Origin of the sequence: Leisingera sp. ANG-M7 (assembly GCF_000813965.1) — a bacterium.
Classification (GTDB): Bacteria; Pseudomonadota; Alphaproteobacteria; order Rhodobacterales; family Rhodobacteraceae; genus Leisingera.
On sequence record NZ_JWLI01000006.1, the window covers coordinates 233,160 to 260,105 of the forward strand.

A 26,946-nucleotide genomic window follows, 5' to 3' on the forward strand; every position below is an offset into this window, starting at 1 on the left:
GCCTGCCCCAAGAGCAAGGCCGGCAATTGAAAAGGGCGCCCCTGTGGGACGCCCTTTCCGTGTCTGGTCTGCAGCAGCTTAGCAGCTGTAGTACATGCCGAACTCAACCGGGTGCGGGGTGTGCTCGTACTTGTGGACTTCTTCCATCTTCAGCTCGATGTAGCCGTCGATCTGGTCCTTGGTGAACACATCGCCCTGCAGCAGGAAGTCGTGGTCGGCCGCCAGCGCGTCCATGGCTTCACGCAGGGAGCCGCAGACGGTCGGGATGCCTTCCAGCTCTTCGGCCGGCAGATCGTACAGGTTCTTGTCCATGGCTTCGCCCGGATCGATCTTGTTCTTGATGCCGTCCAGGCCGGCCATCAGCAGCGCGGCAAAGCACAGGTAGGGGTTCGCCGCCGGATCGGGGAAGCGGGCCTCGACGCGCTTGGCTTTCGGGCTTTCGGTCCACGGAATACGCACGCAGCCGGAACGGTTGCGGGCGGAGTAGGCGCGCAGAACCGGAGCTTCAAAGCCCGGGATCAGGCGCTTGTAGGAGTTGGTGGACGGGTTGGTGAAGGCATTCAGGGTCTTGGAATGCTTCAGGATGCCGCCGATGAAGTACAGGGCTTCCTGGGACAGGTCCGCATACTTGTCGCCTGCAAACAGCGGCTTGCCGTCTTTCCAGATCGACATGTTGACGTGCATGCCGGAGCCGTTGTCGCCATAGATCGGCTTCGGCATGAAGGTTGCCGACTTGCCATAGGCGTGCGCCACGTTGTGGATCACGTATTTGTACTTCTGCAGTTCGTCGGCCTGTTTGGTCAGGCTGTCGAAGATCAGGCCCAGCTCGTGCTGGCAGGAGGCAACCTCGTGGTGGTGCTTGTCGACCTTCATGCCGAGGCGCTTCATGGTGGACAGCATCTCGGAACGCAGGTCCTGCGCTTCGTCGGTCGGGTTGACCGGGAAGTAGCCGCCCTTCAGGCCCGGGCGGTGGCCCATGTTGCCCATTTCGAACTCGGCGTCGGTGTTCCAGGAGCCGTCGGTTGCGTCAACCTCATAAGACACCTTGTTGATGGTGTTGGAGTAGCGCACGTCGTCGAACAGGAAGAATTCCGCTTCCGGGCCCATGTAGGCCACGTCGCCGATGCCGGAGGACTTCAGATACGCCTCGGCCTTCTGGGCGGTGCCGCGCGGATCGCGCTCATAGGCTTCGCCGGTGTCGGGCTCTACGATGGAGCAATGGATGCAGAGGGTTTTCTCGGCATAAAACGGATCGATGTAGGCAGAGGTGGTGTCCGCCATCAGTTTCATGTCGGAGTTTTCGATCGACTTCCAGCCGGCGATCGAAGAGCCGTCGAACATGAAGCCTTCTTCCAGAAAGTCTTCGTCAACCAGGTCCACGTCCACGGTCACATGCTGCAGCTTGCCGCGCACGTCGGTGAAACGGATGTCGACATAGGCGACGTCTTCTTCTTTGAGTGTCTTGAGAACTGCGTCTACGCTCATTCCCTCGGTCCTTCTGATTTAGATGTCAGGATGTTTGTTGAATTCGTTTACAGCGCGTCCGGGCCGGTCTCGCCGGTACGGATGCGGATCGCTTGCTCGACGGGCGAGACAAAGATCTTGCCGTCGCCGATCTTGTCGGTCTTGGCAGCGTCGACAATGGCCTCGATCGCCTGGTCGACCTGATCGTCGTCCAGCACAACCTCGACCTTCACCTTGGGCAGGAAGTCGACCACATATTCGGCGCCGCGGTAGAGCTCGGTGTGGCCCTTCTGGCGGCCGAAACCCTTGACCTCGATGACGGAAAGACCCTGGACGCCGACGTCCTGCAACGCTTCCTTCACCTCATCCAGTTTAAAAGGCTTGATGATGGCTTCGATCTTTTTCATGCCTGGGCTCCTCGCAAGCTTGTTGGAGGTGTCATTTCACTTCTAAATGAACGCAGCAATGCAGGAGGCTGCGGCTGCGGCAATTGTGGGCAGGATTTGAACTCGTGTGCCTAAAAATTAAGCACTGCGCCCGGAAATTGCGCAGAATTGAATCGGGGAAGGGCAAAACATGACCGAACTGCTGACCGCAGCGCAGATGCGGGCCATCGAACAGGCCGCCATCGAGTCCGGTGAAGTCACCGGGCTGGAGCTGATGGAGCGGGCCGGGCAGGGGGTAGTAGAGGCCATTTTTGAGGAATGGCCGGAGCTGGCAGAGCCTGTGGATGACGGGCGAGGGGCCAGCCCCTCGCGCTCCCCGGAGTATTTGGAGAAAGATGAAAGCCCGCGCCGGGCCGTGGTCCTGTGCGGGCCGGGCAACAATGGCGGCGACGGTTTTGTGGTGGCGCGTCTGTTGAGAGAGCGCGGCTGGGAGGTGGAGGTGTTCCTTTACGGAGACCCGAACACGCTGCCGCCGGATGCGAAGGTGAATTATGAGCGGTGGCGGGAGTGGGGGGCCTGTTTACCTTTGGATATTTACGCTCGGGAAGACGGTTTGCAATGCGATGTGTTGATAGATGCGCTGTTTGGCACTGGAACTGCCCGTCCGCTGCCTGAACTTGGAGACTTGTTTTGGAACATGCGCAATATGGTCGAGTGTCGCGATATTGAGTTCGGGCATAAGCGGGGTATGCCTGCGATCGTCGCTATAGATATTCCAAGTGGAGTTTGCGCTGACAGTGGAAGGGAGTTGCCACACGAACATGAACACAACGATTTTGCTGGGACTGCTCATTTGACTGTTAGTTTTCACAGAATGAAGCTAGGCCATCACTTGGCAGAAGGTGCTCAACGTAGCGGACGCACAGTCATCAGCGCAATCGGACTGCCGTCCGTAGGTCCTTTGGCAGAGTACGACTGGAAGAGTTTTGTCCGGCTTACTCAAGAGGCTGAGGGGCCTGAGGCCCGGAAGTTTCAATTTGAACACAAATACTCCCACGGACACGCCCTTGTCCTCTCCGGCGGCCATGGCAAGACCGGCGCTGCCCGGCTGGCAGCCCGCGGCGCCCTGCGGATTGGGGCAGGGCTGGTCACTGTCGGCTCGCCGCGCTCAGCGATGTTTGAAAATGCCGCCAACCTGACCGCCATCATGCTGCAGCAGATCGACGGTGCGCATGGGGTCAGCGAGCTTTTGGAGGACGAACGCTTCAACGCGGTCTGCCTTGGCCCCGGCCTTGGGCGCGGTGCCGATACCCAGGCTGTGGTCATGGCTGTGCTGAAGGAAAACCGCGCCACCGTGCTGGACGCCGATGCGCTCACAAGGTTTGAACTGAAGCCGGAAGCGTTGTTCGAACTCCTGCACGAAAACTGCGTCCTCACCCCGCATGGCGGCGAATTTGCCAGGCTGTTCCCGGATCTGGCAGAAAAACTGAACGCGCCCGCAACAACCGGCCCTGCCTATTCCAAGGTCGACGCCACCCGCGAGGCCGCCAAACGCGCGGGCTGCGTGGTGCTGTTCAAGGGGCCGGACACGGTGATCGCCGCACCGGACGGGCGCTGCTCGGTCAATTCCGCCCATTACGAGCGCTCCGCGCCCTGGCTCGCCACCGCCGGATCGGGCGATGTGCTGGCAGGGTTCATCACGGGGCTGATGGCGCGCGGTTTCGATCCGATGCAGGCAGCGGAGACCGCCGCCTATATCCACGTCGAATGCGCGCTAAACTTCGGCCCCGGCCTGATCGCCGAGGACCTGCCGGAGCAGATCCCCGCGGTGTTCCGCAAGCTGGGGATGTAAGCAGGCTCAGGCCGCCGGGCGCAGATTTTCCTGCGGCGCGGCGGCTGCGGCCAGTTCCAATCCGCCTGCATAGATCACATGCGGGCGGGAGAACTCCAGCACCGTCAGATCCATCATTTGCAGGCCCAGATCGCGGATGAATTCGCCGTCTACCAGCTCATAGGCCGGAACCACCGCCTGCGGCTGGCCGAACATCGCCTTGGCGCGCCAGTCGCGCACCAGAATGCGCTGGTCCCAGGACACCACCAGATCGCTGTCGGCACGGGTGTCACCCAGCGAACCGGCCGTGATGCATACCGCCTGCAGCATCGCGCGGCGGCTGCGAACATCTTCGACCTGCGCCATCCCTTGGGTGCGGGTGATCAGGCTGTCGCCGGGTTTGATTTCTTCAGCCGTGCGCTCGCCCTCACGGGTTAGGACGATGGTGCCACGCAAAAGGCTGATGTTCTGGCTGCCTTGAAACAGCCGCCGGGGCTGTGCCTGGACGCGCATCGCCAATTGCGCGCGCAGGGCCGCATTTCCAAACGGTTTCATATTGTTGCTCGCTTTGTCTGCCTCAGACTTTTTTTGCCAAACTACCGCACAAGCGGATTCCGCGCCCAGCTTTTTGCGCGAAAACCCGCCGATTGTTGCGATATTCCACACGGATTGTTGCCGTTTTGCACATCACCATTTTGGGCACGATTTCCCCTCGCATCCGCCGCCAAGCTTTGCTATTCAGCGCGTCACGCGGCCGGCTTGACCCGGCGCGCAGTGCGGGTGTGGCGGAATTGGTAGACGCACCAGATTTAGGTTCTGGCGCCTTTGGCGTGGGGGTTCGAGTCCCTTCACCCGCACCATTCACTGATACCAACGGGGCGCAATCATGCAGGTGCGGCGGCTGATGGCCGGTCTGGCCGTTCTGTTCGATAAGTTTCCCGGCCCTGCCTCCGGTATGCTATACTAACACCGGCCGGCCTGCGGCCAGCGGCCGGCCCAAGCGTTTACCAGTACATTGTTAAAAGGGGGATGGCCATGAAACGTCTTCTGCAAATCTCCACTGCTGCTGCGGGGCTGTGCGCTATTGCGGCCCCGGCGTCAGCCGAGCTGCGGTATGACAATAAATCCGGCGGCTATGTTGAAATCTACGGTCAGTTCAATCCGGCCATCATCTCCGTCGATGACGGCCAGCAGACCGAAACCAACCTGCTCGACAACGATTTGTCCCGCTCCCGGGTCGGACTGCGCCTGATGCAGCCGATCGGGGCCAATACGTTCGGCTTCCGGTTCGAGACCGGGCTGGGCTTTCCGAACTCGACCGAAGTGAACCAGTTCGGCTCCGACTACAGCGGCTGGACCCGCGCAGACCTGCGCCACGTGGACTTCTGGCTGGAAGGCAGCTGGGGCAGGTTCTCGGCCGGGCAGGGCAGCATGGTGGCTGACGGCGCCGCTGAGACCGACCTCTCCTATGTCGGCACTGCGCTCTATTCCTATACAGCCGATGCAAATGCAGGTTTCCTGTTCCGGGACACCGCAGGCGCGCTGAGCGGGCCTGCCGTGGCCTCTGCCTTTGACAATCTGGACGGCTCCCGCCGCGGCCGGATCCGTTATGACACGCCGGATCTGAACGGGTTCACCGCCGGTATCGCCTGGGGGCAGAACATCCTGTCGTCCGGCGACGATGCCGATTACTACGACATCGGCCTGCGCTACGGGCAGGAATTCGGCTCCACCAATTTTGCCGCCTCTCTGGCCTATCAGGTGCGTGATGACGCCGGGGTGGAACGCTCGGATGTGATCGGCTCGGCCTCGGTGCTGCTGGACAGCGGCATCAGCTTTACTGTTGCGGGCGGCAGCCGGGACAACGACGCGGCCGGTGCCAGCGATCCCAGCTATTACTACGCCAAGATCGGTTATGAGACCGATCGCTGGCTGCCCTGGGGCAAGACCGGGCTTGGGGTGCATTATTATGACGGCGATGATTTCAACGTCACCGGCTCCAGCACCAAGGGCTGGGGCATCGGGGCGGTGCAGAAGGTCGACAGCATCAACACCGACATCTACCTGACCTACCAGGAGTATGAGTATGAGGATGCCGCCGCGACCTACCAGGATCTGACAACCTGGGTGCTGGGGGCCCGCTGGCGGTTCTGAAGGCAGCGGAATCTGTACTGGGAATGCGCTCCGGACTGCCGGGGCGCATTCGGTGGCCTGTTCTTTTCTGTGCAAAAACAATCAGAGGTTTCCGCGCCGGCGCAGGGTTGCGGAAACTGCATGGCACCTCTGACAGTTGCGCTGTGGCGAATGTGATGCGTTTCACGTAACTCTCTGACTGTAAGCGGGATTTCGCAGGCGAAAACTTGCCGTCGGCGACTTTTCGCCTATCCATGCTGACTGGATCGCTGCGCGATTTTTCAACCCTGAAGGCTGCAAAAACCGCGTGATACGCCCTGTCCGGCAGACCCCGCTCTCAGGGATGGAGAGAGACGGGTGCTGCGGAACAGGAGACTCAAAAGTAATGAGCATCAAATTCACAGCCCGCGCAGGCGCTGCCTCCCTGGCAGCCGTTCTCGCGGCCCCGGCATTTGCAGGCCCCACTTACACCAACGACACCGGCGGCAGCTTCCGCTGGTACGGCCAGTTCAACCCCGCCTACCAATCCTTTGATGACGGTGAGCAGGACTTCAACCGTCTGACCGACAACGCGGCCTCCAACTCCCGTATCGGCTTCTGGCTGGAGCAGACCTATGGAGAAAACACCCTGCGGTTCAACTTTGAAACCGCCTTCGGCTTCCGCTCCTCGGACGGGGTCAGCCAAACCTCGACCGGCGACAACCTGAGCTGGGACCGCACCAACATCCGCCACGTTGATTTCCAGTTTGACACTGCACGTTATGGCCGGTTCTCGGCTGGTCAGGGCTCGATGGCAACTGACGGCATCACCGGTGCTGACTTCTCCGGCACCGGCCTGGGCGCCTCCAACGCAGTCGCCGACTCCGCGGGCGGCTATGCCTTCCGCACCGGCGCAGGCACCCTCAGCAGCATCGACATCGGCGATGTGTTCTCCGACTTCGACGGCAGCCGCCTGGGCCGCGTCCGCTACGATTCGCCGGAACTGGCGGGCTTCACCCTGTCGACCTCCTGGGGCACTGATATCCTGAAGGACGCCAACGACCGCGAAAGCTATGACGTTGCGATCCGCTGGGCCAATGACGATGCCGCGGGCTTTGCCATCGACACCGGCATCGGCGCCTCCTGGACCGAGGAAACCGGCGAGGCCGACTACCGCGACATCTCCGGCTCCTTCGCAGTGCTGCACAAGGCCACCGGCCTGTCGCTGAACGTCGCCGCGGGCGAACGCGACATCGCAGGCAGCTATGCCTATGCCAAACTGGGCTACACCGCGGACCTGATCGCGGCCGGCTCGACCTCCTTCTCGGTCGACTACTATGACGGCTCCGACATGGTGAGCAGCGGCGACAGCGCTGAATCCTGGGGCGTCGCCGCGGTCCAGAAAATCGATGCCTACAAGGTCGAGACCTACCTAGCCTACCGCGACTACTCCTACGCTGACACCAGCGCCACCACCTACCAGGACGCAAACGTCATCCTGGCCGGTGCCCGCTGGAAGTTCTGAACCGCAACTCCCTCGGTTTCAGATCAGGAAACACGCCCCTTTGCGGGCGTGTTTTTTCGTATTGAGGCTCCGGAAATCCGCGCGATTGCGCAGGAAAGGGGCAATCCCCCTTGCGCCGCCGCGCCGGGGGAAATAGAAGACCGCAAATTGTCTGGGGGCACCTCGCACAGGGGCCCCGAATCTCTATGGGGAATAGGATGCAGGTCACCGAGACGCTGAACGAAGGTCTGAAACGCGGCTACGCCATCACCGTCACCGCCGCCGAGCTGGACGAGAAGGTCAACGAAAAGCTGGTCGAAGCCCAGCCGGAAGTCGAAATGAAAGGTTTCCGCAAGGGCAAGGTGCCGATGGCACTGCTGAAAAAGCAGTTCGGCCAGCGCCTGATGGGCGAAGCGATGCAGGAAGCCGTCGACGGCGCCATGAACAAGCACTTCGAGGACAGCGGTGACCGTCCGGCGCTGCAGCCCGACGTCAAGATGACCAACGAAGACTGGAAAGAAGGCGACGACGTCAACGTCGAGATGTCCTACGAGGCTCTGCCGGAAATCCCCGAAGTCGATTTCTCCGGCGTCGAGCTGGAAAAGCTGGTTGTGAAGGCTGAAGACGAAGCCGTCAACGAAGCGCTGGCCAACCTGGCCGAAACCGCCAAGGAATTCGAAGCCCGCGAAGAGGGCGCAGCAGCCGAAGACGGCGACCAGGTCGTGATCGACTTCGTCGGCCGTATCGACGGCGAAGCCTTTGACGGCGGCGCAGGCGACGACTACCCGCTGACCCTGGGCTCCAACTCTTTCATCCCCGGCTTCGAAGAGCAGCTGGTCGGCACCAAAGCCGGTGAAGAAAAAGACGTGACCGTGTCCTTCCCCGAGGAATACGGCGCAGAGCACCTGGCCGGCAAAGAGGCCGTGTTCTCCTGCACCGTCAAGGAAGTCAAAGCCCCGAAAGCGGCTGAGATCGACGACGAGCTGGCCAAGAAATTCGGCGCCGAGGACCTGGACGCGCTGAAAGGCCAGATCACCGAGCGCCTGGAAGCCGAATACGCCGGTGCCGCCCGCGCAGTGCTGAAGCGCGCGCTGCTGGACAAGCTGGACACGCTGGTTTCCTTCGACCTGCCGCCGTCGCTGGTCGACGCCGAAGCCAAGCAGATCGCACACCAGCTGTGGCACGAGGACAACCCGGAAGTGCAGGGCCACGACCACGGTGAAATCGAAACCACCGAAGAGCACACCAAACTGGCTGAGCGCCGCGTCCGTCTGGGCCTGCTGCTGGCCGAGCTGGGCCAGAAAGCAGAGGTCGAAGTGACCGACGCCGAGATGACCCAGGCGATCATGGCGCAAGCCCGCCAGTACCCGGGCCAGGAGCGTCAGTTCTTCGAGTTCATCCAGCAGAACGCCCAGATGCAGCAGCAGCTGCGCGCGCCGATCTTCGAAGACAAGGTTGTCGACCACATCGTCGGCCAGGCCAAAGTCACCGAGAAAGAGATCTCCAAGGACGACCTGCAGAAGGCCGTTGAGGAGCTGGAAGAGGAATAATCCTCCTTCCGCATCGACTTACGGAAAGGCCGCCTGCTTGGGCGGCCTTTTTCGTTGGATGGGACGGCTCCGGCCATCCGGTTCATCGGTTTCTAGCGGTGCGCGTCCGGCACCCAATCCTCAGGTGCGCTGTTCCAAAACCTGTTGGGATTGTCCTCATCCATACCCCGGATGTGGAGCGTCCGCAGGCACGGGGCCACATAGATCACCGGCTCCTCGTAAGGGTGTGAGGCGTAGATGGCTTCCAGAACCTGCTCGGCCCCGGCGTCATCGCGGGCCAGGAAAAATGTTAGCTCCATGCAAGGCACCTGAACGGCAGCCTCGGTCGCCGCGTTCCGCCCGCTCCCCAGCGAGCGGAAGCTCTGAACACCCGCCGCGGACTGAAAGGTCACGCGATCATAGTCACCGTATTTCAGGGCAGTGACGGCCAGAACCGCCTCAACGATCCTTTGCACGCGGGTTTCGGGAACCTGAACGGTGATCCGCAAACCGTCTTCGGGGATAAACCTGCCGGTCTTCAACTCGGGCATTTTCATGTGGGACTCCAGTAAACACATGAACTGGATACCCCACGCAGCATAGGCCGCGGGAATTGACCGTTCGCTGCAGAGCGAAGGGTTTGGCCTTGCGGGCAGGTGGTACCGGTCAGGAATTCAGAGGCCGTGAAAACAAGCGCTCCCGCCCGTCCTTGGCGCCGTCCTGCGGACAGCGCCGCGGCCAATGGTCCGGGCAGCGCCCTTCCGGGGCGCTGCAGAGGGGAGGCGTCAGCCGTCAGAGGGGGCCGGGCGCAGGCCGGTTTCCACCAGCATGCCGCGGCGCTTGGCCTCGTAGTAGTAGCCGCGCGAGTAATGTTTTACCGCCATGTCCTGGCTGCCGTCAGCCAGCAGCCAGGCGCCGCGCAGGTACTTCACGGAAAACTGCAGATTGGTGTCTGCATCCAGCAGTTCCTTGGGCTCGCCTTTGAAGCCCATCGACCGCGCCGTCGCGGGAAGGATCTGCAGCAGCCCATAGTAAGGGCGGTTCACCGCCTTGGGCCGGTGGGTGCTTTCGCGCACCGCCAGCCGGTGCACCAGGCTGCGCGGCACCTCATAGTGGTCCGCCCAGTAGTTGATCTTCCGGCGCAGTTCCGGGGTCTCATTCGGATAGAGCGGCGGGGCGGCTCGGGCCACCTCCGGGGGGGAGGCGGTGCTGGCGCAGGCAGACAGCACTGCGGCCGCGATAAACAAGATCAAAGGGGTCCGGCGCGTCATGCGGCCTCCGAAGGCGGTTTCTCACGATGGGCAGATTACCCGCCCCGGCGCGGGCTGCAATCCTGCCTGCGCCGTCAAGGCATGCAGCGGCAAGGAACCGCCATTCAGAGAGGGGGAAACCGCCTGTTTTCCGGCCTGGAATCCGGTGTCCTGGAAGTCGGTCAAACTTTAATCATTAGTCATTTGTTAAATATGGCCGCCCACTACATATTGGGGGTGCGCATTGAGGCAGAAACAACCCTCAGGGCAGTATGCCCCTCACGCCTGGGGGGCAGCTGACCACTTCGGGCAGAAAGGGACCGCGGCTGTTTCCCAAAATTTCGCGGTCCCTACAACGCCCGCGCAGCCCCAGAGACCCGCGGATTGCGCAGGCCAGCCAGGCCAGATATGCCCGCTTGGCGGCCGCAATCACGGACGCTCAGACAGATTTCTGCAGGGCTTCTACCGGTGTCTTGAACAGGTTCTTTTCCGGTGCAAGCAGCCCTGCAGGCACCAGCTCTGACACCGCTTCGGTCCTGAAGTCCGGCCGGTCGAACCGGTGGCCCCGCAGCAGTCGGAACAACAGCCGCCGGCGCAGCGCCAGCTCCTCACTTTCCAATGCGTCCAGCATGGCGCATCCCCCTTTCTCACTCCACGCAGGCAGTATTCTTGCGGAATACGGCAAACAGATGGTTATTTGGGGGCGGGGATTTCCGTGCAATTTGGCGCGTCTTTTCAAACTCCGCGCAAGCAATGAAAAAGGCCGCCCATCAGGCGGCCTTTCCCATGTCTCACTGTCCCGGTGAGGATCAGTTGGTTTCTTCGCCAGCGTCAGCAACCGGTGCGTCGTCATCGTCGGACGCAGCAGAGCCGATGTCGTCGAACAGCTCCGAGATCTCGTATTCCGCAGCGGCTTCCTCTTCGGCGGCCAGCTCCTGGATCGATTTGCCCGATGCCTGCAGTTCGGCTTCTTCTGCCGAACGTGCGACGTTCAGTTCGATGGTTGCTTCGACTTCCGGGTGCAGTTTCACGGAGACCGAGTGCAGGCCAAGGTCCTTGATCGGAGCGATCAGGGCGACCTGTTTCTTGTCGACCGAGAAACCGGCTTCGGTTGCAGCATCAGCCGCGTCGCGCGGGGTGACGGAGCCGTACAGCGCGCCCGCGTCCGAAGCGGAGCGAATCACGATGAACTGCTGGCCGTCCAGCTTCTCTGCCAGAGCCTCGGCTTCTTTCTTGGTCTCCAGGTTGCGCGCTTCCAGCTGCGCTTTCTGGGCTTCAAAAGAGGCGATGTTGGCTTCGGAAGCGGTCTTTGCCTTGCCCTGCGGCAGCAGGAAGTTGCGGGCGAACCCGGGCTTCACGTCAACGACGTCGCCCATCTGGCCCAGCTTTGCAACGCGCTCAAGAAGGATAACTTGCATCTGCTTATCTCCTTACTTCACGGCGTAGGGCAGCAGGGCGAGGAAGCGGGCGCGCTTGATAGCACGGGCCAGCTCACGCTGCTTCTTTGCCGAAACGGCGGTGATGCGCGAAGGCACGATCTTGCCGCGCTCAGAGATGTAGCGCTGCAGCAGACGGGTGTCTTTGTAGTCGATCTTCGGCGCATTTTCACCCGAGAACGGGCAAACCTTGCGGCGGCGGAAAAACGGTTTGGCTGCCATGATTTAGCGTCCTTTTCTCAAGCGTTGATCAGCGGCGCTCACGGCGATCGCCGCGTTCGTCGCGCTTCTGCATCTGGACCGAAGGGCCCTCGGCGTGCTCGTCGACCTTGATGGTCAGGACGCGCATCACGTCATCATGCAGACGCATCAGGCGCTCCATTTCCTGAACGGCGGCCGACGGTGCGTCGGTCTTCAGGAAGGCATAGTGGCCCTTGCGGTTCTTGTTGATCTTGTAGGCCATGGTCTTGACGCCCCAGTACTCCTGCTCGACCAGCTTGCCGCCGTTGTCGGACAGAACAGCACCGAAATGTTCGATGAGGCCTTCAGCTTGCGAGTTGGACAGGTCCTGACGCGCAATCATGACATGCTCATAGAGTGGCATGCGAACTCCTGTTTGTGTCTAGGCGCATTTCATAGACGGGGCATGTAACACTTCCGCTGCCCGGTCACGAGAGGCTGCGCGGATCGAAGAAGTCGCGGAAGCAGGGCCTCCTATACAGGCTGCGGCCGAAAGAGCAAGGCAAAAGGGCTTTTTGCGCTGGCTTCCACGGTCCGCCGCGGCAAAACCGCAAGCCCGCCCCATTGCTGCCCCAATGCAGGTCTTCACTGCTTAACGAAGCCTTAACGCGGTGAAACACGCGGCGCCAGCTTTCCGGGAAGGGAGCGTAAGCAGGGCAGCAAAATCAAGACCGCAGCAGAAGGGCAGTCAAATGGCCGTGACAGACCAAACCCCGCCGCAGATTTCAGCAATGCCAGGCGCCCGCGCGCTGGGTGCGATTTCCGGTCAAGAGCCGCTGCGCCTGCGGTTTCAGGCAAACTGGAAGGTCCGGGTGATGATGTTTCGCCTGCTGGGTGCGGCGATGATCCTCAGCTCTGCCGGTTTGTGGCTGGTGCAAGGGGCCGGGGCCGACCCGGAAATGAACCTGATCCGCTTTGGTGTCTCCATTGCCTTCCTGCTGGCCGGTGTGGTGCTGATGACCGCGCATGAGCCTGCGGCCCGGCCGGAGGCCTGCTTCGACCCTGTCCGCCGCGAACTGCGGGTTCTGAAGCATGATGCCCAGGGCAGCCCGCGCACAGTCTTGCGCCGTGGTTATGACTCGCTGGGTGCCGCGCGTCTTACCGGCAATTCCGTGCAGCTGTTCGAGGATGACGGCAGCCTGCTGATTGAACTGCCGCTGGACTCCGCCGCCACCCGCGGCCAGCTGCGCGACCAGCTCAGCGGTGCGGTGAAGATCCTCACCTGAGACAAGATCACGTTTGCGCGAGACTCCGCCCGGCTGCCTGCAGCCGGGTTCAGTGTTCAAAGGTTCACAGATAATGTTGGTTTTTGCGGTCTTCCTTTTGAGGCCGAAAACGCCACATCTGTTGCTATGAAAATTCTTCAACTCGGAGCCTTTGACATGAAAAAGACACTGCTTGCCGCCGCTCTGGCCGCTGCTGCTGCAACCGGCGCTGCCGCCGCACCAGAGAAATACGTGCTGGACGCAAGCCACAGCCAGGTCCTGTTCGACTACAACCACCTCGGTTATTCGACCACCTACGGCCTGTTCTCCGGCTTCGAAGGTGAAATCATGTTCGACCAGGAAGACCCGGCGGCTTCCTCCGTGTCCGTGTCGATGCCGCTCAGCAGCATGTTCACCGGCTGGCAGGCGCGTTTTGACCATTTCATGACCAAGGATTTCTTTGACGCGACCGAGGATGAAACCATCAGCTTCACTTCTACCGGCATCGAAGTCACTGGCGACAACACCGCCAAGATCACCGGCGACCTGACCCTGAACGGCGTGACCAAATCCGTGGTGCTGGATGCCAAGCTGAACCAGGCGGGCGAGCATCCGATGGCCAAGAAGCCCTGGGCCGGCTTTGACGCCACCACCCAGATCCTGCGCACCGACTACAACCTGGGCCAGTTCGCGCCCTTCGTAAGCGATGAGGTCAACATCAAGATCTCCGTCGAGGCAATGAAGGCCGACGGCTGATCCAGCCGCCGTACCGTTGAAATTGCAGCTGCCGGCTCCCCTGGGGCCGGCGGTTTTCCTTTGCGCCGCCTCAAGCGGACCTCCCCAAACCGTGACCCAAGTTCACTGGCTTTTGCGCCGCGCCGGGCGCAGGCTGAAGCCGGCCCCTCCGGCCGCTTCGGAAAGGAGGCACCATGTACCGCTTCGGCTTTCTCACTTCAGCCTGCGCGGCGTTGGCCCTTGCTGCCAGCATTGCCTTTACAGCACCCGCCGCAGCCCATGATTCTGGCAGTGACGCCGCCCGTGCCATCGCCGGGCTGGTTGCGCTTGGCATCATCGTCAAGAGCCTGGACAACGACAACGACCGCCACCGCGGCCGCGTCAACTTTCACAAGCCTCGGCAATACAACGGCTACCACGGCGCCCGCCGGCACCACACCACCCGCAACCGGTACCATTTCCGCCGCCACGGCGGCCACCGGCACCGCTCACGCCACGGCGGCTATTACTACCACCGGCATTAAATACAGCGGGCCGCAAAGGCCTTGAAACAGCAAAGCGCCGCGCGACAGCGCGGCGCCAGGCGCGAGAGCTGGCTAGAGTTTACTCAGCGCTTCGCTTCCAGTTCCACCGCGACATCCACGGCAAACGCCAGCGAGCTTTCATCCGGCAGGCTCTTGCCAACCCCGAAATCCAGCCGGTTCAGCGTCAGCCCGCCGGTCATCTTCGCAGTATCCCCGTCCAGCTCCAGATCAAAGGGCAGGGTGGCCGGAACTGTCTCCCCCTTGATGGTCAGGGTGCCCACGGCCTGATAGTCCTCTGCCAGCTTCTCGATCTCCGCCGTGAACTGCGCGGTGGGGAAATTGGCGCTGTCGAAGTAATCCGCACCCATCGCTTGGCTTGCGACGGAGCCCAGCTCCAGCGAGGGGATCGAAATGGTCACCTCCACGTCGCCCGCCGGGCCGGGGGCGGCCGGCTCCTCGAAATTGATCACCGCGGTCCACTCGCCAAAGCTGCCATTGATCACGCTGCCCATCTGGGTGACGGAAATGCCCAACGTGCCGGACTGCACCGCCCAGCCGCCAGCCCCTTCAGGTGCCGCGGCCACAACCGGGGCAACGGTGCCTTCTGTGCCATGATCGAGGCTGTGGTCATGTCCGCCCAGAATGCCCAGCGCCGCACCGCCGCCCAGCACGCTGCCCCAGACAGCCAGCGCTGCCAGCAGCGGTGCCAGGCTGTGCGCCTGCGCAGGCGGCTTGGGCAGGGTGCCGCTGCCCGGCAGTATCCGCCGCAGGGTGGCGTCGCGGTCGATCACATGGTGCTTCAGCGCGCCGGCAATATGCAGCCCCAGCGCCGCCGCCAGCGTCCAGACCAGCAGCCAGTGCAGCCCGCCAAAGACCCCCGCCACCGCGTCGGACTTCGGCACAAACGGCAGGTTCTGCCCGAACGGCCACCAGATCGGCGCAAAGCCTGTGGTTGCCGCATGGTGGATCCACCCCGACAGCGGTACCGCCACCAGCGAGCCGTACAAGAGCCAATGCACCACCTCCGCCGCCAGCGCCTCTGCCTTGCGGTCAGGGTGCAGCAGGCCGGGCTTCGGCTGGCTCAGCGCCCACAGGATCCGCAGCAGCGCAGTAAAGAACACCGCCACCCCAACGGTCTTGTGCAGGGAGAACAGCAGCGTTGCCCGCTCGATCACCGCCTGGCTTCCGTCAAACCCGGGGCTCAGGATCTCATGCGCCAGTTCATTGGCGAAATAGCCCAGCGGAAAGGCCGAGAAGATCAGAAGGGCCGTCAGCCAGTGAAAGCCCTTGGCAACAGAGCCATAAGACGAAAATGTATTGGAGCGGGACATAAAGCGCATTTCCTGGTCAGGGTCCGGTTGACCTTAACCTAACCGCGCGCGCGCCCGATGCAACGCACGGGGCTGTCCGCCCATGCACAGGTTTCGTGCGTCAGGTGCGGCTTTGCTTGTGCGTTAGGGAAAGGGCGGGTACATCAGGCAAAACGCTAAAACAGACGAGGTCATCAATGACGATCGCATTTGTGTTCCCCGGGCAGGGCGCCCAGACCATCGGCATGGGAAAGGCACTGGCTGAGGCCTATCCGGCCGCCAAGGCCATCTTTGACGAGGTGGACAGCGCTCTGGGCGAAAGCCTGAGCCAGCTGATCTGGGAGGGTGACATTGAAACCCTGACCCTGACCCAGAACGCCCAGCCCGCCCTGATGGCCACCTCGATGGCTGCCATGCGCGCGCTGGAGGCCGAAGGCGTCACCATCGGCAAGGCCGCCTTTGTGGCGGGCCATTCGCTGGGCGAGTATTCTGCACTGGCCGCAGCCGGCGCGATTTCGGTCGCCGATACCGCCCGCCTGCTGCGCACCCGCGGCCTCGCGATGCAAAGCGCGGTGCCGGTGGGCGAGGGCGCCATGGCTGCGATCCTGGGTCTCGACCTCGATGCGGTGCGTGCGGTGGCTGAGGAAGCCGCACAAGGCGAAGTCTGCCAGGCCGCCAACGACAACGACCCCACCCAGGTGGTGGTCTCCGGCGCCAAGGCCGCGGTGGAACGCGCTGCCGAAATCGCCAAGGAAAAGGGCGCCAAGCGCGCGGTGATGCTGCCGGTGTCCGCCCCGTTCCACTGCGCCCTGATGCAGCCCGCCGCCGACGCCATGGCCGAAGCGCTGGCAGGTGTCGATATCAAATCCCCGGCAGTGCCGCTGATCGCCAACGTGCGCGCTGATGCTGTCACCAGCCCGGACGAAATCCGCGCATTGCTGGTCGAGCAGGTCACCGGCTCCGTGCGCTGGCGCGAAAGCGTGCAGGCGATGGCTGCCAAGGGCGTCACCGAATTCTGGGAAATCGGCGCAGGCAAGGCGCTGTCGGGCATGATCCGCAAGATCGACCGCAACCTCGCCTGCCGCCAGGTCGGCGCCCCGGACGACGCCAAAGCCGCCGCTGAGGCCTGAAACAGATTTACCGGCGCCTGCCCCCCCCCGGTGCGCGCCGGCACCGTATATAAAGGACAAGAACATGTTTGATCTGACTGGCAAGACCGCCCTCATCACCGGCGCCTCCGGCGGTATCGGCGGCGACATCGCCCGCGCCCTGCACGCTGCGGGCGCCACCGTCGCGCTTTCCGGCACCCGCGAAGAGCCGCTGCAGGCGCTGGCCGCCGAACTGGGCGAGCGCGCCCATGTGCTGCCCTGCAACCTGTCTGATGCCGAGGCCGTTGAAGCCCTGCCGAAACAGGCGGCCGAGGCGATGGGCTCCGTCGATATCCTGGTCAACAACGCAGGCATCACCCGCGACAACCTCTTCATGCGCATGAAGGACGAAGAATGGCAGAGCGTTCTGGACGTGAACCTCACCTCCACCATGCGCCTGTGCCGCGGCGTGCTGCGCGGCATGATGAAGGCACGCTGGGGCCGCATCATCAACATCTCCTCCGTGGTGGGCGCCACCGGCAACCCCGGCCAGGGCAACTATGCCGCCTCCAAGGCCGGCATGGTGGGCATGTCCAAGTCGCTCGCCTATGAGGTCGCCAACCGCGGCATCACAGTGAATGCCGTTGCGCCGGGCTTCATTGCCACCGCGATGACCGACAAGCTGAACGACAACCAGAAAGACGCGATCCTCACCCAGATCCCGGCCGGCCGCATGGGGGATTCGAAGGAAATCGCCTCTGCCGTGCTTTATCTGGCCAGCCAGGAAGCGGGCTATGTCACCGGCACCACCCTGCATGTGAACGGCGGCATGGCGATGATCTGATCGCCCCTCCGCACCCGGATTTCGAAAACCCCGCAGCCTGTCTGCGGGGTTTTTTCGTTCCGGCAGCCCCGGACAAGAGCCTCAGTGCGGGCGAGCCTCAGCCGCCAAATGGTTGAAATCCGGTGAAAAAGCAAAAAAGATGCCATGCAGGCCTTGCAACCACTTGATTACAAGGCCATCTGCACGCTTCATAGCGGCCACAGGCAAACTGCGCCGCAGGTCCGTGACCGCGCGAAACCGTTTGCCTTGGCTGCGGTCTATGCTATAGGCGGCCCGTATCCGCCGGCATTTCCCTTGGGAAACGCCGCACTGTCCCCGTCCCGCGGGGATCACACCGCCCGCTCCGGGCAATAACCACGCCGCCCGGCTAGGGCAGGGCAGAACCGGGCAGAGTGCCCTGTAAAACGAGGAAGAGACATGAGCGACGTCGCAGATCGCGTAAAAAAGATCGTTGTTGAGCACCTGGGTGTTGAAGAAGACAAGGTCACCGAAAACGCCTCCTTCATCGACGATCTGGGCGCAGACAGCCTGGACACCGTGGAACTGGTGATGGCGTTTGAAGAAGAGTTCGGCATCGAGATCCCGGACGACGCAGCCGAAACCATCCAGACCTTCGGCGACGCGGTCAAGTTCATCTCCGAAGCGTCCTAAGCCACGCTTCCAGATGACCGGATTTCACGGCGCTCTCCTGCACGGAGGGCGCCGTTTTCTTTTGGCGGCTGCGGCTCCGAATCTTCTCCTGCGGCAATCCGGCGCCTTGCGCCACCGTTCTATGTTTGCGCTAGCGGACATCCCTGGATTCCGCGCCGCAATTGTTCCATAAATGGTCATGAAACGGCGCACCTGCAGGAAAATTCCGTGCTACTCTGGCCTCATGAGGCATTACATGAGGAGACTGGCACTATGATCATCTACCCCACGATGCAACTTCAGAACGGCCGCTGCGTGACGCTTGAAAAAGGGCGTCTGGATGAGCCGCAGGTCTGGCATGTGGACCCGGTCGAAACCGCCAAGGGTTTTGCCGCGGCGGGGGCTGAATGGATGCACCTCACCGATTTCAACGCGCTGGAGGGCGACAGCAGCAACGAGGAGCTGGTTCAGCAGATCATCCGCAGCGCCGGCATCCCGGTGCAGCTGGGCGGCGGCATGCGCTCCCGCGAGCAGGTCGAGCATTGGATCGACAAGGGGGCAGGGCGCGTTGTGATCGGTACCCTGGCAGCCCGTGACCCGCATCTTGTTCAGGAACTGGCGAAACACCACCCGGACCAGATCGTTCTGGCGGTGGACATCTGGCAGGGCCAGGTGATGACCGACGGCTGGCGCAAATCCGGTGCCTTCACCCCGGAAGCTTACCTCGAAGCCTTCGCGGGCGCGCCCTTTGCAGGCATCCTCATCACCGATATCGATTCCGATGTGGCCGATACCGAGGCGCAGATGGGTCTGATCTCGCATCTCGCCTCGCTGGTGAAACTGCCGGTGATCGCCAGCGGCGTGGTGCGTAACACCGATGACATCTCACGGCTCAAGTACATTTCCAACATTGCCGGCGCACAGGTCGGCCGGGCGCTGTTCCGCAAGACGCTCTCGGTCGAGGAGGCGCTGGCCGTTGCCCGCCCGGAATCGGAACCGGTGGCCGAATTCCAGTAACCATCCGGCAGGGCTAAAAACAGCCCGGGAAAAACCAGCTTGGGAAATTCAGCCAAGGGCGCCTGCATTCAGGCGCCCTTTCTGCGCTGGCCGGATGCCGGCAAGGCGCCAGCCGCTCTCAGGCCTGTGCACTGACCGGATTGGCATGCGCCCCGGATTCTGCTTCCGCTGCCGGGGCTGCGGTCTGTTTCGACAGGCTGAGCAGCAACTGCAACTCTTCCGCTGTCATCGGCTTGCTGAACTTCATACCGACGTAGTCGGCGTTCTGCCAGGTCACCTGGGCGCGGATGTCCTCCAGACCGGGAAACACGGCCATGACCTCATCCTTGGGAGAGAGAGCCGGGATGCCAGGCAGCTGCCAGACCCGGACCTTGGCGCCCATGCGGCTGATATCAACCAGTTTCGCACGCAGCGTCTGCCGGTTTCTCTTCAGGTCGCAGTTCAGCAAGCAGGGGTGCCGCCTGCGTCTGCGCCGGTGGCGCCGGGCAATCCGCTCCGCCAGAAACAGGCCGCCGCCAGCCAGAAGCAGAACCGACAGGGAGCTGGCAATGGCAGTTTCCTGCGAAATGCCCCTGATCCGCCCTATGCCGGCAGGGGTATCCGCCTCATTCTTCTGTTGCGGAGCGAAATCACATGGCAGCGGAATGATCCGGGCCGCAAATTCTTCCAGCAGCGTCGCCGTGCCAAGCCGTTCGGCGCTGGTTCCGGCCTTGGCAATGCCGTGCCGGTTGTAGACCTGCAGCAGCCCCTTCTGCTGCGTGATCAGCCGAATGGCCAGCGGCTCATACACCTCCATCCCGGACCGCCGCATCTGCATACGCAGCGTCACCACCGGATGGTCCTCCAGCCAATGCTGCAGCAGCCTGGCCTTGACCGGATTGTTGCCGGTTTGCAGATGCTCAAGGAACCCGCGCGCCTCATGCTGAAACATCACCAGGTCAGACTGCAGCAAGCAGGTTGCCCTGGACGCCGCAGCCGGGCGTGCACCGGTCCAGGCTGCAACAGACGCGGCGAGTGCTGCCAGGATCAAGGGCCAGTGTTTCATGAAAGGGGCTCGCTCTACAGCTGGGGCCGGGCCGGCGTGGAAACATATGCAGAAAGACTACCAATGAGGGTGGTATCATTGATTAACTTCACCCTATGGGGGAGTTAATTCGCCATAAAAGCGAAAGCCGCGCTCGGAGCGCGGCAATAGAGATGGGACGGGTTGAACAAAATCTGAAGGAAAGCAGTGTTAGCAGGCCGACTGAGGCAAAAGCCGCCGGTTGGGAGGCGCGGTGCAGGGACCGTCCCTGTGCACGCAGCCCCAATCCTTCGGCTGTGAAGGGGAACCAGGAGGGCACCTGGAATCAGGATCCAATAATTCCCCATCCCTTGTCAGGCCGGAAATCCGCCAAACCCGCAGGACGCCAGAACGGCTGGTTTTCGCCGGACTGGCCCGCTTCGAAGAGAGCCTGCGCTGCCATCGGTTCGATGTGCTGGCGGACCGCCGCCATTCCCCGCGCGTGCCGGACAGCTGAAATTTTGCGGTTTTGGCTCCAGGGCTGTGGAGATTGCGGGGCCGGCCTTACAGCCCCAGCCGGGCTTCTTCCCGAATGCCGCCATCCTCCATCGGGAATTCCTCGAGCAGCCGGTGAAGCTGTATGAAGTTGAATTCGCTGACGAATTGAACGCCAACGTAATCCGCCGTCTTCCAGCGCACTTGCGCTTCCACAATGTGCCCGCCAAAGCGCAGCGTCACGCGTCCGGAGGGGTCGCATTGGGTGTTCGGATGCACCTTGGCACCGGCCCTGCTGAGGTCGACAAGATATCCCTGCACGGTCCGGCCGCCCGTCTGCAGCACGCAAGGAACGGCGCAGGGGTAGCGTTTGGTGCGGCGGATCTTGCGGATGCCGATCCGGTCCAGGAAATACAAAACGCTTCCGCCCAGAACCAGAAACGAGACCCAGGCAATGCCCGCGTTGATGATCTGCTGGCGCTGGCGGGCGTCATTGGCGTTGATTGCCACCAGCTTGCTGCCGAACCCGTCTTCCTTGATCTGATCGCACGGCAGCGCCTCCACCAGGGTGGCGTACTGCGACTGCAACTCGTAGATCCCCATGTGGCGCGCGCCTTCCAGCGCCGCCTGGCGGCCCTGGCTGGACAGAATCTGCAGCAGAACCTTGTTTTGCTGCATCAGCTTGAGCGTTCCTGCCTCAACCTGCTGAATCCCGACGGCCCGCATCCGCTGCTTCAGCGGTGCAGGCGGATTTGCGCCGATCCAGCTGTTCAACTGCTGCACGTAATAAGAGCTCTGTCCGGTCTCAAGATACCCCAGAAACCCGGCTGAGGCCCGGTTCAGGTCGGAAAGATCCTGATGCACAGGGCAGGACGCGTCCGCCCGTCCGGGCAGCAGGGACAGGGTCAGCAAAACAGCAACTGTCGGAAGCCATTTGCGCATGGCAGTGTGTTCCTCACGTATTTCCGGTGGTGAGTTTGGCGCAAAGTTGCGAATTTGAGGTTAACGCAGAGGCATCCGCTACTGATAATTGTCGGTTGGCGGCTCTTGGTGCGGCGTCCTTGCCCCGGAGATCGGGTGCAGCCGCGGGCTGCACGCAAAAAGACGGGCTGGAGACATAATGGCCCAGAGCTCCAGCCCGTTCTGGCAATCCAAGAGGACGGATGCCGAGTTTCGCGTTTTGATAAAATCAACCTACGACTGAGTCGTTAATCAATCGTTCTCGTGACGCAAAAATAGCGTCACGGGGCTTTTTCCGCTACGTCACACCGGCAGCCAGCCCGCTCTTGCACCCGGTTGCCATTCCAAGCTATTTGAACGGACGGATTGCCGAGGCATAGGAGAGCAAGGAATGCGCCGAGTAGTAGTCACCGGACTGGGCCTGGTCACCCCGCTGGCCAGCGGAGTCGAAGAAACCTGGTCCCGGTTGCTGGATGGACAGTCGGGTGCCGGCCCAATCACCCTGTTTGATGCCGAGGCAAGCGGCGTCACCACGACCTATGCCTGCGAGGTCCCGCGCGGCGATGGCTCCGAGGGCACCTTCAACCCCGATGGCTGGGTCATCAAGAAAGAGCAGAAAAAGATCGACGACTTCATCCTCTATGGCATCGCCGCCGCCGACATGGCCGTGCGTGACGCCGGCTGGACGCCCGAGGACGAGGAAAGCCGCCTGCGCACCGGCGTGATGATCGGCTCCGGCATTGGCGGCCTCAGCTCGATCGCCGACACCGCGGTGATGATCAAGGAGAAGGGCCCCCGCCGGGTGTCGCCGTTCTTCATCCCCGGCGCGCTGATCAACCTGATCTCCGGCCAGGTCTCGATCCGCTTCGGCTTCAAGGGCCCGAACCACTCTGTCGTGACCGCCTGTTCGACCGGCGCCCACGCCATCGGCGACGCGGCCCGGCTGATCAAATCCGGCGACGCCGATGTGATGATCGCCGGCGGCGCCGAAGCCGCGATCTGCGAAATCGGCATCGCCGGCTTCAACGCTTGCAAGGCTCTGTCGACCAAACGCGCCGACGACCCGACCAAGGCCTCGCGCCCCTATGACGCCGACCGCGACGGGTTCGTGATGGGCGAGGGCGCCGGCATCGTGGTGCTGGAAGACTACGAGCACGCCAAGGCCCGCGGCGCCAAGATCTATGCCGAAGTGCTGGGCTACGGCCTCTCTGGCGACGCCTACCACATCACCGCACCCTCCGAGGACGGAGAGGGCGGCGAGCGCTCGATGAAGGCTGCCCTGGCCAACGCCGGGCTGGACGCCTCCGCCATCGACTACATCAACGCCCACGGCACCTCGACCATGGCCGACACCATCGAACTGGGCGCGGTTGAGCGCCTGCTGGGCGACCACGCGGGCAATGTCACCATGTCCTCGACCAAATCCGCCACTGGCCACCTCCTGGGTGCCGCCGGCGCGATTGAGGCGATCTTCTCGATCCTGGCGATCCGCGACCAGGTGGCCCCGCCGACCATCAACCTCGACAACCCCGCGGTTGAAACCCCGGTCGACCTGGCCCCCAACGCCAAGCGCGAACGCAAGATCAATGTGGCCCTGTCGAACTCCTTCGGCTTCGGCGGCACCAACGCATCGGTCCTGTTCGGGAAACCTGACTGATGTGGCGCAGCCTCGCCTCCAACATGCTGACGGTCCTGATCGCCGCCCTGTTCCTGCTGGGCGGCCTCATCCTGTGGGGGCAGTCGCAGTATAAATCCGAAGGCCCGCTGGACACCGCCATCTGCCTCCGGGTGGAGCGCGGCTCCAACATGGCACGCGTCAGCCGCGATCTGGAAGCGCAGGGCGCGGTTTCTTCCGGCACCATCTTCCGCATCGGCGCCAAATACAGCGAAAAAACCGGCCAGCTGAAGGCCGGCAGCTTCCTGGTGGAGCCGGGGTCGTCTATGGAGCGCATCGTCGACGAGATCACCCATTCCGGCGCCTCCACCTGCGGCACCGAAATCGTCTACCGTGTCGGCGTGACCCGCACCCAGGCTCTGGTGCGTGAGCTGGATCCGGCGACCAGCAAGTTTGAGGAAATCGCAGACTTCGTTCTCGGCGAGGATGAGGTCCCGGCCCAGTACACCGAGACCCGCCAGGACGCCGACACCCGCTATCGCATCGCGCTGGCCGAAGGCGTCACCAGTTGGCAGGTGGTCGAAGCGCTCAAGGCCATGGATGTGCTGGACGGCGACCCGGGCGAGCGCCCTGCCGAGGGCCTGTTGGCTCCTGACAGCTATGAGGTCACCCCCGGCACCCAGCGCACCGCGGTCCTGGCAGAAATGCAGGAGCGCCAGCAGCTGCGCATCAACGCCGCCTGGGAAGGCCGCGCGAGCGATGCCGCTGTCTCCAGTCCTGAGGAAATGCTGATCCTCGCCTCGATCATCGAGAAGGAAACCGGTGTGGCTCAGGAACGCGGTCTGGTTGCTTCTGTGTTCACCAACCGCCTCAACCGCGGCATGCGCCTGCAGACCGACCCGACGGTGATTTACGGCGTCACCAAGGGCGAGGGCGTCCTGGGCCGCGGGTTGCGCCAAAGCGAGCTGCGCAAGGCCACCCCTTGGAACACCTATGTGATCGAGGGCCTGCCGCCCACGCCCATCGCCAACCCCGGTATGGCGAGCCTTGAGGCCGCGGTGAACCCGGAGACCACGGATTACGTGTTCTTCGTCGCCGACGGCACCGGCGGCCATGCGTTCGCAAAGACGCTGGACGAGCACAACGCCAACGTCGCCAAATGGCGCGAGATCGAAGCCCAACAGCAGCAGAACAACTGAGGCTGCGAGGGCAGGGCAAAAACAGGAAAGGGCGCCATTGGGCGCCCTTTTTTTGTCTGGGTACTTCCTCCGCGGTGTGTGCCACAGTCAGGTATAGATGCAGATGTAGAAATTCGAACCGCTCTGATAGCCGCCGCATTTGTCGTAGAACTCAATCGTCGCCTTCACAGTCTTGCCTGACAGCGCGCTGAACTGCGATGTCAGGTCCTGCGGCTGCATTGGTGTCACCACGCCGGAGCAGCCGTTGCTGTAGTCATGCGTGTAGGTGGCAGTGTTGGTTTTGTCATTCTGGTCGGTCAGGGTCAGGGTCACCACGTCGTCAACCGAGGTTTCGCCTTCACCGCTGGGGCCGCCGGACATCACGATCGTCGCGCCCTCTGGAATGGACACATAGTGCAGCGTGGCATCATAAAAGATCTTTCCCTTGTCGCCCGGAACAGGTGTCGACTCTTGAGCAGTGGCGATCTGGTAGTTTTTCCAACCCATCTGGTGATCCTCGCTATTGATTGAAACAGTGACGCACAGCGTGGTGCAAGGCTGAACGTACAACTCATAATTGTGGATTCGGAAGATGGGTTTCTTGAAAGATCCGCACCATTTGATTCAGCTTTTGAATTGGAAATCCACTAAAAGTAATTGTTTACAGGTGTGTTCAGGCTTTTTCAGGCCCGCCTGCAGCGTTCCCCAATGGATGCCCGTTGCGCACCCACCGTACGCACCCCTGCCCAGGAACCTTGACTTTTCCACGGAAAACACGTATAGGTAGTGGTGCAGCTGGAAGAAACATGGACGGCCCCGGACCCCTCCGCCGGCGGCCGTCCTGTCTTTCTCTCGTGCGGACAAAAGCGCATGAGGTAGAGCAAATCATGACAGACCAATCGCCAGGCCCGGAACCGGGCCAGACACCCCTTCAGGACGGGGGCGCCCTCCTGAAGCGGCAGGTGCATTACACCGCCAATCTTCTGCAATCCCTGCAGGAGAGCATATACCGCCTGCGAAATGAGGCGGAGGAGCTACGGGAGCAGCTCGAAACCAACGGGGCCGATGAAACAACCGGCACCAAGGGGCAGGTCAGCCGTCTGGATCAGCTGATCCGCGAATGCCAGAAAGTGGAGAGACTCCTTGCAGAACAAAGCACCGAATTCGCCCGCATGCTCAAATCCGAACACGAACTCGATCCCGTCGCGGCGCGCGCAGCTGTCGAGCTCGGACTTTCTCGCCTGCGTGCCGCCCTCGATCCTGAGCTTGTTCTTGAATGAGCTGGACCGCAAAACCCTCTGTGCGCTGCCGCATCTGTTCGACATCTGGGCGCTGGACCACCAGCGCCCGCCGCCCGGCGATTGGCGCGCCTGGGTGATCCTGGGTGGCCGCGGTGCCGGCAAGACGCGGGCAGGGGCCGAATGGGTCCGTTCCCTGGCCGAAGGGGCCAGCCCCTATGATCCCGGTACCGCGCGGCGCATCGCACTGGTGGCCGAAACCTATGACCAGGTGCGCGACGTGATGATCCACGGCGACAGCGGAATCCTGGCCTGCTCGCCGCCGGACCGCCGCCCCAAGTGGAAAGCGTCAGAGCGCAAGCTGATCTGGCCCAACGGCGCCGAAGCACAGGCGTTTTCCGCCCACGACCCCGAGGCCCTGCGCGGCCCCCAGTTCGACGCCGCCTGGGCGGATGAGCTGGCCAAGTGGCGCAAAGGCCAGGAGAGCTGGGACATGCTGCAGTTTGCGCTGCGGCTGGGGCAGGACCCCCGCGTCTGCGTCACCACCACGCCCCGCAACGCGCCCGTCCTGAAACGGCTGCTGGCCTCGCCCAGCACCGTCACCACCCACGCTGCGACTGAGGCCAACCGCGCCAACCTCGCGCCGTCCTTCCTGACAGAAGTGCGCGCGCGCTATGCGGGCACCCGGCTGGGCCGGCAGGAACTGGACGGGGTGATGCTCTCGGACATCCAGGGCGCGCTCTGGACCACCGCAGCGCTGGTGGATGCACAGGTGGCTGAGGCACCGCCTCTGGACCGGATTGTGGTTGCCGTCGATCCGGCCGTCAGCGCCGGCAAGAACTCAGACGCCTGCGGCATCGTCGTGGCGGGCGCCGTCACCCAGGGCCCGCCGCAGGACTGGCAGGCCTATGTGCTGGCGGATTGCACCGTGCAGGGCGCCGGCCCGCTCGCCTGGGCGCAGGCGGTGATCGCCACCCGCGACCGCTTTGGCGCCGAACGGGTGGTGGCAGAGGTCAACCAGGGCGGCGCGCTGGTCGAAACCGTGCTGCGCCAGGCCGACCCGCTGGTGCCGTTCCGCGCGCTCCACGCCCGCAAGGGCAAATCCGCCCGCGCCGAACCGGTGGCCGCGCTCTATGAGCAGGGCCGGGTGCATCACCTGCCGGGGCTGGGAGAGCTGGAGGACCAGATGTGCCAGATGACCCCGCAGGGCTACCGCGGCAGCGGCTCGCCCGACCGGGTCGATGCGCTGGTCTGGGCGCTGCATGAGCTGATCATCCAGCCCGCCGCCAACCTGCGCAGGCCGCAGGTCAGGGTGCTGTAGAACCTCTCAACCAACCAACCGCCCGGCGGCA

The 26,946-nt window shown here is 62.7% G+C and carries 28 protein-coding genes and 1 tRNA gene; 16 read left to right on the forward strand and 13 right to left on the reverse strand.

Going from position 1 to position 26,946, the window contains the following annotated elements:
* Positions 1–78 precede the first annotated feature (78 nt).
* The gene (gene glnA / locus RA26_RS08500; protein WP_039182651.1) at positions 79–1,485 is read right to left on the reverse strand and encodes a type I glutamate--ammonia ligase; all 1,407 of its coding nucleotides are present in this window, start codon (positions 1,483–1,485) and stop codon (positions 79–81) included.
* A gap of 47 nt (positions 1,486–1,532) precedes the next feature.
* Complete coding sequence (locus RA26_RS08505; protein WP_008554830.1) at positions 1,533–1,871, reverse strand: P-II family nitrogen regulator; 339 nt, start codon at positions 1,869–1,871, stop codon at positions 1,533–1,535.
* Positions 1,872–2,040: 169 nt separating this feature from the next.
* Between RA26_RS08505 and RA26_RS08510 the strand changes: the two genes are divergently transcribed.
* Positions 2,041–3,702 (forward strand): bifunctional ADP-dependent NAD(P)H-hydrate dehydratase/NAD(P)H-hydrate epimerase, encoded by a 1,662-nt coding sequence (locus tag RA26_RS08510; protein ID WP_039182654.1) that lies wholly within the window; start codon positions 2,041–2,043, stop codon positions 3,700–3,702.
* A gap of 6 nt (positions 3,703–3,708) precedes the next feature.
* Here RA26_RS08510 and RA26_RS08515 read toward each other — a convergent pair whose 3' ends face one another.
* Positions 3,709–4,236, reverse strand: coding sequence for a Hint domain-containing protein (locus tag RA26_RS08515; RefSeq protein ID WP_039183394.1), 528 nt, complete (start codon positions 4,234–4,236; stop codon positions 3,709–3,711).
* A 221-nt stretch (positions 4,237–4,457) separates the two neighbouring features.
* Here RA26_RS08515 and RA26_RS08520 point away from each other — a divergent pair.
* From RA26_RS08520 to tig, 4 genes are all read left to right on the forward strand, one after another.
* Positions 4,458–4,541: transfer RNA gene (locus RA26_RS08520), tRNA-Leu, on the forward strand.
* A gap of 175 nt (positions 4,542–4,716) precedes the next feature.
* Complete coding sequence (locus RA26_RS08525; RefSeq protein ID WP_193747602.1) at positions 4,717–5,835, forward strand: porin; 1,119 nt, start codon at positions 4,717–4,719, stop codon at positions 5,833–5,835.
* 364 nt (positions 5,836–6,199) lie between these two features.
* A complete protein-coding gene (locus RA26_RS08530; RefSeq protein ID WP_039182660.1) occupies positions 6,200–7,318 on the forward strand; it encodes a porin in 1,119 nt (372 codons plus the stop codon).
* Between the two features lie 197 nt (positions 7,319–7,515).
* Positions 7,516–8,847, forward strand: coding sequence for a trigger factor (gene tig, locus RA26_RS08535; RefSeq protein ID WP_039182664.1), 1,332 nt, complete (start codon positions 7,516–7,518; stop codon positions 8,845–8,847).
* A gap of 92 nt (positions 8,848–8,939) precedes the next feature.
* On the opposite strand, the gene RA26_RS08540 is transcribed toward tig, so the two are convergent.
* The 6 genes from RA26_RS08540 to rpsF form a co-directional block, all read right to left on the reverse strand.
* On the reverse strand, positions 8,940–9,383 hold the full coding sequence (locus tag RA26_RS08540; protein WP_241482611.1) for a hypothetical protein: 444 nt from the start codon (positions 9,381–9,383) through the stop codon (positions 8,940–8,942).
* A gap of 228 nt (positions 9,384–9,611) precedes the next feature.
* Positions 9,612–10,097, reverse strand: a complete 486-nt coding sequence (locus RA26_RS08545) for a lytic transglycosylase domain-containing protein (RefSeq protein WP_039182668.1) — start codon at positions 10,095–10,097, stop codon at positions 9,612–9,614.
* Positions 10,098–10,515: 418 nt separating this feature from the next.
* Complete coding sequence (locus RA26_RS08550) at positions 10,516–10,707, reverse strand: hypothetical protein (protein WP_039182669.1); 192 nt, start codon at positions 10,705–10,707, stop codon at positions 10,516–10,518.
* Between the two features lie 178 nt (positions 10,708–10,885).
* A complete protein-coding gene (rplI, locus tag RA26_RS08555) occupies positions 10,886–11,494 on the reverse strand; it encodes a 50S ribosomal protein L9 (RefSeq protein ID WP_039182671.1) in 609 nt (202 codons plus the stop codon).
* Between the two features lie 12 nt (positions 11,495–11,506).
* A complete protein-coding gene (gene rpsR / locus RA26_RS08560) occupies positions 11,507–11,734 on the reverse strand; it encodes a 30S ribosomal protein S18 (RefSeq protein ID WP_005608650.1) in 228 nt (75 codons plus the stop codon).
* A gap of 28 nt (positions 11,735–11,762) precedes the next feature.
* Positions 11,763–12,116, reverse strand: a complete 354-nt coding sequence (gene rpsF, locus RA26_RS08565) for a 30S ribosomal protein S6 (RefSeq protein ID WP_019295532.1) — start codon at positions 12,114–12,116, stop codon at positions 11,763–11,765.
* A 328-nt stretch (positions 12,117–12,444) separates the two neighbouring features.
* On the opposite strand from rpsF, the gene RA26_RS08570 reads away from it, so the two are divergent.
* The 3 genes from RA26_RS08570 (at position 12,445) to RA26_RS08580 (ending at position 14,216) form a co-directional block, all read left to right on the forward strand.
* Positions 12,445–12,978, forward strand: a complete 534-nt coding sequence (locus RA26_RS08570; RefSeq protein WP_039182673.1) for a hypothetical protein — start codon at positions 12,445–12,447, stop codon at positions 12,976–12,978.
* Between the two features lie 156 nt (positions 12,979–13,134).
* The gene (locus tag RA26_RS08575; RefSeq protein WP_039182675.1) at positions 13,135–13,713 is read left to right on the forward strand and encodes a YceI family protein; all 579 of its coding nucleotides are present in this window, start codon (positions 13,135–13,137) and stop codon (positions 13,711–13,713) included.
* Between the two features lie 173 nt (positions 13,714–13,886).
* Positions 13,887–14,216 carry a hypothetical protein gene (locus RA26_RS08580; RefSeq protein WP_039182676.1) on the forward strand — a complete coding sequence of 110 codons (330 nt, stop codon included), beginning with the start codon at positions 13,887–13,889 and terminating at the stop codon, positions 14,214–14,216.
* Positions 14,217–14,299: 83 nt separating this feature from the next.
* On the opposite strand, the gene RA26_RS08585 is transcribed toward RA26_RS08580, so the two are convergent.
* On the reverse strand, positions 14,300–15,547 hold the full coding sequence (locus tag RA26_RS08585; RefSeq protein WP_039182678.1) for a cytochrome b/b6 domain-containing protein: 1,248 nt from the start codon (positions 15,545–15,547) through the stop codon (positions 14,300–14,302).
* 176 nt (positions 15,548–15,723) lie between these two features.
* Between RA26_RS08585 and fabD the strand changes: the two genes are divergently transcribed.
* The 4 genes from fabD (at position 15,724) to RA26_RS08605 (ending at position 19,105) form a co-directional block, all read left to right on the forward strand.
* Positions 15,724–16,656, forward strand: a complete 933-nt coding sequence (gene fabD / locus RA26_RS08590) for an ACP S-malonyltransferase (protein WP_039182680.1) — start codon at positions 15,724–15,726, stop codon at positions 16,654–16,656.
* Positions 16,657–16,720: 64 nt separating this feature from the next.
* A complete protein-coding gene (gene fabG, locus RA26_RS08595) occupies positions 16,721–17,458 on the forward strand; it encodes a 3-oxoacyl-ACP reductase FabG (RefSeq protein ID WP_039182681.1) in 738 nt (245 codons plus the stop codon).
* A gap of 417 nt (positions 17,459–17,875) precedes the next feature.
* Positions 17,876–18,109: an acyl carrier protein gene (locus RA26_RS08600; RefSeq protein ID WP_005982462.1), complete on the forward strand. Its 234-nt coding sequence runs from the start codon at positions 17,876–17,878 to the stop codon at positions 18,107–18,109.
* Positions 18,110–18,361: 252 nt separating this feature from the next.
* Positions 18,362–19,105, forward strand: a complete 744-nt coding sequence (locus tag RA26_RS08605; protein ID WP_039182684.1) for a 1-(5-phosphoribosyl)-5-[(5-phosphoribosylamino)methylideneamino]imidazole-4-carboxamide isomerase — start codon at positions 18,362–18,364, stop codon at positions 19,103–19,105.
* A 118-nt stretch (positions 19,106–19,223) separates the two neighbouring features.
* Here the strand turns inward: RA26_RS08605 and RA26_RS08610 are convergent, their stop codons facing one another.
* Complete coding sequence (locus RA26_RS08610; RefSeq protein ID WP_082015788.1) at positions 19,224–20,150, reverse strand: PilZ domain-containing protein; 927 nt, start codon at positions 20,148–20,150, stop codon at positions 19,224–19,226.
* A gap of 522 nt (positions 20,151–20,672) precedes the next feature.
* Positions 20,673–21,545 (reverse strand): PilZ domain-containing protein, encoded by an 873-nt coding sequence (locus tag RA26_RS08615; protein ID WP_039182687.1) that lies wholly within the window; start codon positions 21,543–21,545, stop codon positions 20,673–20,675.
* 409 nt (positions 21,546–21,954) lie between these two features.
* Between RA26_RS08615 and fabF the strand changes: the two genes are divergently transcribed.
* Complete coding sequence (gene fabF, locus RA26_RS08620) at positions 21,955–23,220, forward strand: beta-ketoacyl-ACP synthase II (protein WP_039182689.1); 1,266 nt, start codon at positions 21,955–21,957, stop codon at positions 23,218–23,220.
* Positions 23,220–24,377: an endolytic transglycosylase MltG gene (mltG, locus tag RA26_RS08625; protein WP_039182691.1), complete on the forward strand. Its 1,158-nt coding sequence runs from the start codon at positions 23,220–23,222 to the stop codon at positions 24,375–24,377. Before fabF ends, mltG begins: the two co-directional genes overlap by 1 nt.
* A gap of 87 nt (positions 24,378–24,464) precedes the next feature.
* Here mltG and RA26_RS08630 read toward each other — a convergent pair whose 3' ends face one another.
* Complete coding sequence (locus RA26_RS08630; RefSeq protein WP_039182693.1) at positions 24,465–24,863, reverse strand: hypothetical protein; 399 nt, start codon at positions 24,861–24,863, stop codon at positions 24,465–24,467.
* 380 nt (positions 24,864–25,243) lie between these two features.
* On the opposite strand from RA26_RS08630, the gene RA26_RS08635 reads away from it, so the two are divergent.
* Together RA26_RS08635 and RA26_RS08640 are read left to right on the forward strand one after the other, a co-directional pair.
* On the forward strand, positions 25,244–25,636 hold the full coding sequence (locus RA26_RS08635; protein WP_193747603.1) for a hypothetical protein: 393 nt from the start codon (positions 25,244–25,246) through the stop codon (positions 25,634–25,636).
* Complete coding sequence (locus RA26_RS08640) at positions 25,629–26,915, forward strand: DNA-packaging protein (protein ID WP_039182695.1); 1,287 nt, start codon at positions 25,629–25,631, stop codon at positions 26,913–26,915. The genes RA26_RS08635 and RA26_RS08640 overlap by 8 nt, the downstream gene beginning before the upstream one ends.
* Positions 26,916–26,946: the final 31 nt, after the last annotated feature.